10 protein-coding genes are annotated in these 9,247 nt (G+C 71.1%); 5 read left to right on the top strand and 5 right to left on the bottom strand.

The features are described from left to right. Window positions 1-783, top strand: a 783-nt coding sequence (locus tag CF8_RS10090; RefSeq protein WP_036490705.1) for a GTP 3',8-cyclase MoaA, incomplete at its 5' end; no start/stop codon positions are given. A 91-nt stretch (window positions 784-874) separates the two neighbouring features. On the opposite strand, the gene CF8_RS10085 is transcribed toward CF8_RS10090, so the two are convergent. Further along, window positions 875-1,072 (bottom strand): hypothetical protein, encoded by a 198-nt coding sequence (locus CF8_RS10085; RefSeq protein WP_051204189.1) that lies wholly within the window; start codon window positions 1,070-1,072, stop codon window positions 875-877. A 190-nt stretch (window positions 1,073-1,262) separates the two neighbouring features. Continuing rightward, complete coding sequence (locus tag CF8_RS10080) at window positions 1,263-1,541, bottom strand: DUF3099 domain-containing protein (protein ID WP_051204188.1); 279 nt, start codon at window positions 1,539-1,541, stop codon at window positions 1,263-1,265. A gap of 87 nt (window positions 1,542-1,628) precedes the next feature. Between CF8_RS10080 and CF8_RS10075 the strand changes: the two genes are divergently transcribed. From CF8_RS10075 to CF8_RS10060, 4 genes are all read left to right on the top strand, one after another. After that, window positions 1,629-1,841 (top strand): dodecin, encoded by a 213-nt coding sequence (locus CF8_RS10075; protein WP_036490703.1) that lies wholly within the window; start codon window positions 1,629-1,631, stop codon window positions 1,839-1,841. Window positions 1,842-1,905: 64 nt separating this feature from the next. Further along, complete coding sequence (fabG, locus tag CF8_RS10070; RefSeq protein ID WP_010833012.1) at window positions 1,906-2,619, top strand: 3-oxoacyl-ACP reductase FabG; 714 nt, start codon at window positions 1,906-1,908, stop codon at window positions 2,617-2,619. Between the two features lies 1 nt (window position 2,620). Further along, window positions 2,621-3,391, top strand: a complete 771-nt coding sequence (gene fabI / locus CF8_RS10065; RefSeq protein WP_010833011.1) for an enoyl-ACP reductase FabI — start codon at window positions 2,621-2,623, stop codon at window positions 3,389-3,391. A 20-nt stretch (window positions 3,392-3,411) separates the two neighbouring features. Continuing rightward, window positions 3,412-5,103, top strand: a complete 1,692-nt coding sequence (locus tag CF8_RS10060) for a Mur ligase family protein (protein WP_010833010.1) — start codon at window positions 3,412-3,414, stop codon at window positions 5,101-5,103. On the opposite strand, the gene CF8_RS10055 is transcribed toward CF8_RS10060, so the two are convergent. From CF8_RS10055 to CF8_RS10045, 3 genes are read right to left on the bottom strand one after another with little or no spacing between them, the layout of a single operon-like run. Further along, a complete protein-coding gene (locus CF8_RS10055; RefSeq protein WP_010833009.1) occupies window positions 5,104-5,469 on the bottom strand; it encodes a cupin domain-containing protein in 366 nt (121 codons plus the stop codon). Next, on the bottom strand, window positions 5,470-8,241 hold the full coding sequence (gene cphA, locus CF8_RS10050) for a cyanophycin synthetase (RefSeq protein ID WP_010833008.1): 2,772 nt from the start codon (window positions 8,239-8,241) through the stop codon (window positions 5,470-5,472). Beyond that, window positions 8,238-9,245 (bottom strand): cyanophycinase, encoded by a 1,008-nt coding sequence (locus CF8_RS10045; protein ID WP_084622844.1) that lies wholly within the window; start codon window positions 9,243-9,245, stop codon window positions 8,238-8,240. Before CF8_RS10045 ends, cphA begins: the two co-directional genes overlap by 4 nt. Window positions 9,246-9,247: the final 2 nt, after the last annotated feature.

The following is a 9,247-nucleotide window of genomic DNA, read 5'->3' as shown; positions in this document are numbered from 1 at the left end:
CCGGGGGGGGAGCCGCTCGTCCGCCGCGGCCTGGTCGACATTGTGCGGCGCACCCACGAGCTCGGTGTCGAGACCTCCCTGACGACCAACGCGCTCGGACTCGCGCGCACCGCGGCCGCTCTGCGCGAGGCGGGGCTCGACCGCATCAACGTCTCCCTGGACTCCGTGCGCCCCGAGACGTTCCACGAGATCACCCGCCGCGACCGCCTCGCCGACGTCGTCGCGGGGCTCGAGGCCGCGCGCGCCGCCGGACTGTCGCCGCTGAAGATCAACGCCGTGCTGCTGCGCGGCACCAACGACGACCAGGCCAGTGAGCTGCTGCAGTGGGCCCTGGACCACTCCTACGACCTCCGCTTCATCGAGCAGATGCCGCTCGACGCCCAGCACGGCTGGAGCCGCGCCGAGATGGTCACAGCCGACGAGATCTTCGAACGGCTGGGCGCCGACTTCACCCTCACGCCGCACGGTGAGGCCCGGGGGAGCGACCCCGCGGAGCTCTTCGACGTCGACGGGGGCCCGGGGACCGTCGGCATCATCGCCTCGGTCACGCGGCCCTTCTGCGGAGACTGCGACCGGGTGCGCCTCACCGCCGACGGCCAGATCCGCAACTGCCTGTTCGCCCGCGAGGAGTCGGACCTGAGGGCTGCGCTGCGCTCCGGCGCGACCGACGACGACCTGGCCGACCGGTGGGTCGTGGCGATGGCCGGCAAGCGCGCGGGCCACGGCATCGACGACGAGTCGTTCCTGCAGCCCGACCGGCCGATGTCGGCCATCGGCGGATAGCGGGGACGCACAGCGGATCCGCTGATGGTGGTTGAGCAAGGCGCGCGACCGAGGCACGAGGTCGCGACTGCCGTGTCGAAACCCAGTCGTGTCAGGACGAGCGGTCGCCGTGCTCCACGACGTCCTTGAGGAACCCGCGAGCGCCGAGGAAGTCGCTGAGCGACTGCCGGTGCTCGTCGCACGCCAACCACGTCTTGCGGCGATCGGGTGTGTGCAGCTTGGGGTTGTTCCACAGCAGGGCCCAGACGGCGTCGGCCGTGCAGCTCTTCGCGGAGCAGCGGTCGGGCATTCCCGGGTCGGTCACGGGGTCACCTTGGCACGATCTGGCAGCAGGGGCGCAAATGAGCCGGTGCCGGACAGCCACGGGGGAAGCCGTCCGGCACCAAAGTGCGACCACAGACGGGGGATGCTGGGGTCGCAAGTTGATTCTTGCACGACAGATCGCTGAAACCAACCTGCGGTGTCCGGTGAGTTGCGGCTCAATTGAGCTCGCGTGAAGAACTGGTGTCGCGCAGGTCGAAGCCGTCGTCCTTGCGGTTGCCGGCGTTGGCGAACACGACCGCGACGTAGGGCAGGAGCACCGCTCCGGCGACCAGCACCCACCTCAGGATCCCCGGGCCCACGGCCACCGCGCCGATCACGCACGCCGTGCGGATGGCCATCGAGATGAGATAACGGCGCTGTCGACCTGCGATGTCGTCGGCCACGCTCGTCGGCGCGGTCGTGATGCGCACCGAATGCGAGTCCCGTGAGGCCATGCCTCCACTGTACGTCGATAGGCTCGGTCACCACGGGTCCGAGCCGTTGCAGCCGGACCCACCCATCTGGCCCCCGAGGAGAACACCATGTCCAACCGCACCTACCGCGTCAGCGAGATCGTCGGCACGTCCCCCGACGGCATCGACCAGGCCGTCCGCAACGGCATCGAGCGCGCAGGCAAGACGCTGCGCCACATCGACTGGTTCGAGATCACCCAGATCCGCGGCCAGGCCAAGGACGGTCAGGTCGAGCACTTCCAGGTCGGCATGAAGGTCGGCTTCCGCCTCGAGGACGAGTGATCCGCGCGGGGTGTTTTCGCCTACCCCCGGGTAATCACTAGCGTCGTCAGGCGTGAGTGAAGCGATGCAGGAAGCACCCCGATCAGTCCTGGTCACCGGCGGCAACCGCGGCATCGGTCGCGCCATCGCCGAGGCCTTCCTGGCCCAGGGCGACAAGGTGGCGGTGACGACGCGGTCGGGCGGTGCCCCCGAGGGCGCGCTCGACGTCCGCTGTGACGTCACCGACCCGGCGGCGGTCGACGCCGCCTTCGCCGAGATCGAGGCGGCCCACGGGCCCGTCGAGATCCTGGTCGCCAACGCCGGCATCACCCACGACACCCTGATCCTGCGGATGTCGGAGGACGACTGGTCCTCGGTGATCGACACCAACCTGACCGGCTCCTTCCGGCTGGCCAAGCGGGCCGCGAAGGGCATGCTGCGCCTCAAGCGGGGCCGGATCATCTTCATCTCCTCGGTGGTCGGCCTCCTCGGCTCCGCCGGGCAGGTCAACTACGCCGCCTCCAAGGCAGGTCTCGTCGGGCTGTCCCGGTCGCTGGCCCGCGAGCTCGGGTCGCGATCCATCACCGCCAACGTCGTGGCGCCCGGATTCGTGGAGACGGACATGACCGCCGTGCTTACCGACGACCAGAAGCAGCTGATCAAGGCACAGGTGCCGCTGGGGCGCTATGCGGCCGCGACCGAGGTCGCCTCGGCCGTGACCTGGCTCGCGTCGGACGGCGCGGCCTACGTGACAGGAGCCGTCATCCCGGTTGACGGCGGACTTGGAATGGGGCACTGACATGGGCATTCTCGACGGCAAGCGCATCCTGGTGGCCGGGGTGACGATGGACTCCTCCATCGGCTTCGCCACCGCCAAGGTCGCCCAGGAGCAGGGCGCCACGGTGCTCATCTCCAACTTCGGGCGCGCGCTCAACATCACCAAGCGCATCGCGAAGCGGCTGCCGGCCGAGGCGCCGGTGCTCGAGCTCGACGTCACCGACGAGGACCACCTCGCCGGGCTGGCCGACCAGGTCCGCGAGCACGTCGACGGGCTCGACGGCGTCGTGCACTCGATCGCCTACGGCAACCCGCAGACCCTGCTCGGCGGCAAGTTCCTCGAGGGCCCGTGGGCCGACGTCGCGCAGGCGGTGCAGGTGTCGGCGTACAGCCTGAAGTCCCTCGCCGTGGCGACGCGACCGCTGCTCTCCGAGGGCGGCTCGATCGTCGGGCTGACCTTCGACGCGACGGTCGCGTGGCCGGCCTACGACTGGATGGGCGTGGCCAAGGCCGGCCTCGAGTCGACCTCCCGCTACCTCGCCCGCGACCTCGGCCCGAGCGGCATCCGCTGCAACCTCGTGTCCGCCGGCCCGCTCAAGACGCTGGCGGCCAAGGCCATCCCCGGCTTCGAGGACCTGGAGTCGGCGTGGAAGGACCGCGCCCCGCTCGGGTGGAACGAGAGCGACCACGAGCCCACCGCGAAGGCCGTGTGCGCGCTGCTCAGCGACTTCTTCCCGGCCACCACCGGCGAGATCGTGCACGTCGACGGCGGCTTCCACGCGATGGGACTCTGAGCGGGCGATACGGTGCGGCGGTGACCTCCCTCGTCGAGCTTCGTGTCCTGGAAGGCCCCAACCTCTACTTCCCCCGCGCCGCCATCAAGCTGACCCTCGACATCAGCACGATCGCGGAGGCCTCCGAGGCGACGGTGCTCAGGTTCGCCCGCCGGATCGGGCTGCGCACGACGCGCCCGGGTGCCCCCGGCAGCGGCTTCCGGCAGCGGTTCGCCATGCGCGCCGTGGAGAGCTTGGTGCGCGCCATCGCGAGTGAGTCGGGCACCTCGCGGCTGGCCGTGCGGGTGCGCCCGACAGCCGACGCCAACGTGCTCGTCGTCGCCTTCCCGTGGCGCCACCGGGGACGGGCCCAGGCCCTCGGGCAGGCCGTGGCCCATGCGCTGGACGCGCTGCCCACCCCGGACGTCGAGGGCGCGGTGAGTGCCGCCGCCGAGCAGGTCGCCGCCGCCGAGCCGGGAGCCCGCCCCACCACGATCACGCCCAAGGTGCCCGTGGTCGCGGTGACCGGCACCAACGGCAAGACCACGACGAGCCGGATGATCGCCCACATCGCGCGGACCGGCGGGCAGCTCGTCGGCTGGTCCAACACCGACGGCATCTACATCGACGGCGAGCTGGTGGAGGTGGGAGACTACTCCGGCCCGAGCGGCGCCGGTCGCGTGCTCGCGCACCCGAGCGTGCAGCTCGCCGTCACCGAGACTGCGCGCGGCGGCATCCTGCTCAAGGGGATCGGCCTGACCCGCAACGACGTCTCCGTCGTCACCAACGTCACCGCCGACCACCTCGGCCTCCAGGGCATCGACACCGTCGACCAGCTGGCCGAGGTCAAGTCGGTCGTCCCGCGCATCACCCGCAAGGACGGCTGGGCCGTCCTCAACGGCGACGACCCGCGCGTGCTCGCGATGCAGACGATCACCAAGGCGCAGCCGTGGGTGTTCTCCCGCGACCCCGACTCGCCCGCGATCCGCGACATCATGAACGAGGGCGGCCGCGCGACGACCGTCATGGACGGCTGGATCACGGTGCTCCGGCCCGGCTCCGACCCGCTCCCGCTGGTCGAGCTGGTCGACGTCCCGATGACGCTGGCGGGCCTGAGCCGCTTCAACATCGAGAACGCCCTCGCCGCCGCCTCCGCGTCGCTCGCGATCGGCATCCCCGTCGAGGACGTCGTCGCCGGCCTCAGGTCCTTCCTGCCGGACGCCGAGCACAACCCGGGCCGGATGAACTTCTTCTCCCTGCCGGGCGACGTCACGGTCGTGATGGACCTCGCCCACAACGAGGCCGGGCTGGAGGCGCTGCTCGAGATCATGGAGGGCGTACGCCGCCGCGAGGCCCGCCTCCTGCTCGGGCTCGGCGCCGTCGGCGACCGCACCGACGAGCTGATCGACGCTCTGGGCGAGATCGGCGCGAAGGGCAGCGACGTCGTCGCCATCGGCCACAAGGAGCGCTACCTGCGCCACCGCACCATGGACGAGATCGACGTGCTGCTCCGGGCCGGAGCGGCACGGGTCGGCGTCACCGACATCACCACCTACCCGACCGAGGTCGAGTGCCTCGCCGGGCTCGTCGAGCAGGCCCACGCCGGCGACGTGATCGGGCTGATGTGCCATGCCGAGCGCGAGGCGGCGTACGACTGGATCGCGGGTCACGGCGGCACGCCGGACGGTCCCGACCAGCTCTCCGCGAAGGTGCGTGCCGCGCACGCGGACTGATCAGGTGTCGCCGCGGTCGATCTGCTCGCCCGGCGCTCCGATGTCGAGGTCACCCTCGACGATCATCGCCGTCATCCCCGCCGGCGACCGGGTCTCGTGGGGCTCGCCCGGCTCCCACACCGCTGCCTCACCCGCACCGATGGTGCGGACCGTCCCGTCGTGGCCGGCGACCTGCGCCTCGCCCGAGAGCACGACGAGAAGCTGTCGGCCGCTCGCGGGGTGGCGGCCGATGACGCCGCCGGGCCCGAGGGTGATCGCGACCAGGTGGGCGTCGGCGCAGATCCCGAAGGCGCCGACCGAGAAGTTCTTGCTGCCGTGCCCGTCGACGGGCCGGTGCGGGAGGTCGGTCAGCGACAGGATCCGCACTCAGGACTCCGCGGGCGCGCTGTAGTCGGGATCGGCCGCCGGCACGTCGTCGTTGATGCCGGAACCGGCCTGGGCCTGCGAGGACCAGTTCTCCAGCTCGCTCATCACCTCGCCGTGCTTGTCGACGCAGACCACGACGAGGTCGCCGCGGTTGGCGCGGTTCATCGCGCGCCGGACGGCCTTGATCTCGTCGGTGATCACCTCGACCTGCTTGCACCGGCTGCCGGCCTCCATCGCCTGGCGCACGCCCTCGGCGACCAACGCCGAGGTGGTGCCGCGGTCGCGGCCACGCAGCTGCACGTCCTCGCGCACGACGAGCACGTCGAAGTGCTGGGCGGCGATGCTGCCGAGCTCGCGCATGTCTTGGTCGCGGCGGTCGCCCGCCGTGGCGATCACGCCGATGCGCGAGGGCCTGGCGAGGTCGTGGGACGACTCCAGCGACTCGCCCACGCGGTCGACGAAGTCGCCGAGCGCCTTCATGCCGGGCGCGTTGTGGCAGTAGTCGACGATCACGGTGACGCCGTTGACCTCGATCTCGTTGAGGCGGCCGGGGGAGAGGTAGTAGCTGGTCGAGAAGGTGCGCAGGCCCTGCCGGATGTCGTGCAGCGGGGCACCCGCGGCGAACGCGGCGGCCGCGGCGGCCAGTGAGTTCTGCACGTTCATCCGCGCCCGGCCGCCGAAGGTGGCGGGGAGCAGGTGGGTCCAGGCGAGCTGCATCTCGCGACGGCCGTGCTTGACCACGATCATCTCGCCGCGCTCGGACGGGTTGAGGACGAGCGCCTTGCCGCCTCGGCGGCAGTGCGCGTCGATCAGGTCGCGCGCCTCGCTCCCCGGCTCCTCCATGGAGAACCACACGACCTGGCCCGAGCACTTGCGGCGCATCTCGCGCACGAGCGGGTCGTCGGCGTTGAGGACGGCGTGGCCGTCGCGGGGCACCGCCTCGACGAGCACGGCCTTCACGTCGGCGAGCTGCTCGACGGTGTCGATGCCACGCAGGCCGAGGTGGTCGGGCTGCACGTTGAGCACGACGGCGACGTCGTTGCGCTCGTAGCCGAGGCCCTCGCGCAGGATGCCGCCACGGGCGACCTCGAAGACGGCCGTGTCGACGCGGGGGTTCTGCAGCACCATCCGGGCCGAGCGGGGACCGGACGCGTCCGCGCGGATCACCAGCCGCTCGTCGATCACGACGCCGTCGGTCGAGGTCATGCCGACCTTGCGGCCCATGCCCTTGAAGATGTGGCTGATCATCCGGCTGGTCGTGGTCTTCCCGTTGGTGCCGGTGACCGCGATGATCGGGATCCGCGACGTCGCGCCCGGGGGGAAGAGCATGTCGACGACCGGCTTGGCGATGAACTGCGGCTCACCGATCGTCGGGTGGGTGTGCATGCGGAAGCCGGGGGCGGCGTTGACCTCGCAGATGGCCCCGCCGGTCTCGCGGACCGGCTCGGTGATGTCGGGGCAGATGAAGTCGATGCCGGCGATGTCGAGCCCGACCATGCGGGCTGCCTCCTCGGCTATCTCGACGTTCTCGGGGTGGGCCTCGAAGGTCCGGTCGATCGAGATGCCGCCGGTCGACATGTTGCCGGTCAGGGCGAGCTTGACCGTCTCGCCCTCGCGCGGGACGGAGTCGAGCGCGTGGCCCTGGCTCGCGAGCACCTCGAGGGCGGCGGCGTCGACCTTGATCCGGGTGAGCACCTTCTCGTGGCCGACGCCGCGGCGAGGGTCGGCGTTGGTGAGGTCGACGAGCTGCTCCACGGTGGAGGTGCCGTCGCCTGTGACGCTGGCCGGGACCCGCTCGGCGATGGCCACCATCCGGCCGTCGATGATCAGGCAGCGGTAGTCCTTGCCGGTCACGAACGACTCGACGATCACGACACCGCGCCGCGACTGCTCGGCGGCGATCGGGAAGGCGTTGCGCACGTCCTGGTCGTCCTGGAGGTTCAGGCACACCCCGCGGCCGTGGTTGCCGTCCAGCGGCTTGACGACCACCGGGTAGCCGATGCGGTTGGCGACCTGGACGGCACCGTCCGCCGTACGGATCGAACCCTGCTTGGGCACGGGCAGCCCGGCGGCGCCGAGGAGCTTGGTGGTGAGGTCCTTGTCGGAGGCGATGTCGACCGCGATCGAGCTGGTCTCGCTCGTCATCGTCGCCCGGATGCGCTTGGCGTGGACACCCTGGCCGAGCTGGACCAGGGAGGCCTGGTTGAGCCGGATCCACGGGATGTCGCGCGAGATCGCCTCGTCGACGATCGCCTGGGTGGAGGGGCCGAAGGCGGTGCGCTCGGCGCGGGTGATGAACGCGTCGCGCTCGGCCTCCCACTCGAAGTCGGGGTCGCCCTCGACGAGGTGGTTGACCAGGCGGATCGCGAGCTTGCCGGCCTCGACACCGACCTGCTCGTCGATGTAGCCGTAGACGATGTTGTAGACGCCCTTCTGGCCCTTGACCATGCGGGTCTTGCCGCGACGGATGTCGTGGCCGACGACCTGCTGCAGGGCGAGGGCGGCGTGCTCGGCGACGTGGCCCAACCAGGTGCCCTCGTTGAGGCGCTCCACGAAGCCGCCGCGGCGACCGCGCGAGCAGGAGTGCTCCCGGAGACCGGGCAGCATCGCGACGAGCTCGTCGGTGAAGCCGGGCAGGGTGTTGGTGGGGAACTCCTCGAGAGAACCGAGGTCGACGACCAGGTGGACGGACTTGTCGTAGGACCAGACGTTGGCGCCGCGGTAGACCCGCGTCTCGAGGATCCTCAGGTCAGGGCGGGGTCGCTCGCTCATGCTCGGTCTCCATCGCTTGCAGGGGATGCTTCAGGAGTGGGTGGGGCGCTCACGCGTCGCCGGTTGCGGGCCAGCCGCCGGCGCAGGTTGGTGGGGGAGACGTCGCCGGCCGCGATGTCGCGGGTGAGCTGGCGCAGGTCGCGCCCGGCCTCGGCGATCTCGGCGGCCTCGCTGTCGTCGACCTGCTGGTCGCTCGGCACCAGGGTCCGGGTGGTGAGGTCGTAGGCGGAGCCGGCCGGCAGCATGTGCAGGATCACGCCGCTGGCCAGCAGCGGTGCGGAGCGGCGGGCCTCGTGCGCGTTGGAGACCATGCGCGCCGGGTCGAAGATCGTGACCGAGCCGCGACCGGTCACGCGCAGCACCTCATGGTCACCGACGTGCTCGACGATCGCGGCGGTGTCCTCGTCCACGCCGATGCCGAGCAGCTGGGGGCTCTGGGACACGATCATCAGCAGCCGGCCGTAGCGGTTGCGCTGGTCGAAGTGCTGGTCGATCACCGACGAGGCGACCAGGCCCAGGCCCGCCGCGACCTGGGTCATCCGCTGCTTGGGCGTGGCGCCGCCGACACCGAAGGCGACCATGTGGGAGGACTGGATGCTGGCCCCGGCCGAGGTGCCGGCGACGACCGCCCCGCGCTCGTGCGCGTCGATGATCGCCTCCCCGAACGGGGTGCCGCAGATGACGCCGGAGAGCTTGAGCTGGTTGCCGCCGGTCATGAAGATCCCGGTCGCGCGCTCCAGCGCGCCGACGAGTGCGGGATCGTGCGCCTGGTCGCGGGACTCGGGTCGGGCCGTGACGACCTCGGCGGCGCCGAGCTTGTGGAAGAGGGCCTCGTAGACCTCGTGGATCTCCGGGCCCAATGACGAAGCGGTCGGGATCACGACGATGCGGGCGTCGTGGCCGCCGCTGGCGACCACGAAGTCCTTGAGGATGGTCCGCTTGCGCAGCTTGTCCTCGGCGCCGCCGATGATCATCAGGGGTCCGCGAGTGGGGGCTGAGGGCATGG

The organism is Nocardioides sp. CF8 (assembly GCF_000389985.1).
Lineage (GTDB): Bacteria > Actinomycetota > Actinomycetes > Propionibacteriales > Nocardioidaceae > Nocardioides > Nocardioides allogilvus.
Note: the sequence above shows the minus strand (reverse complement) of the source record. Positions and strands in the feature narration are given on the sequence as shown.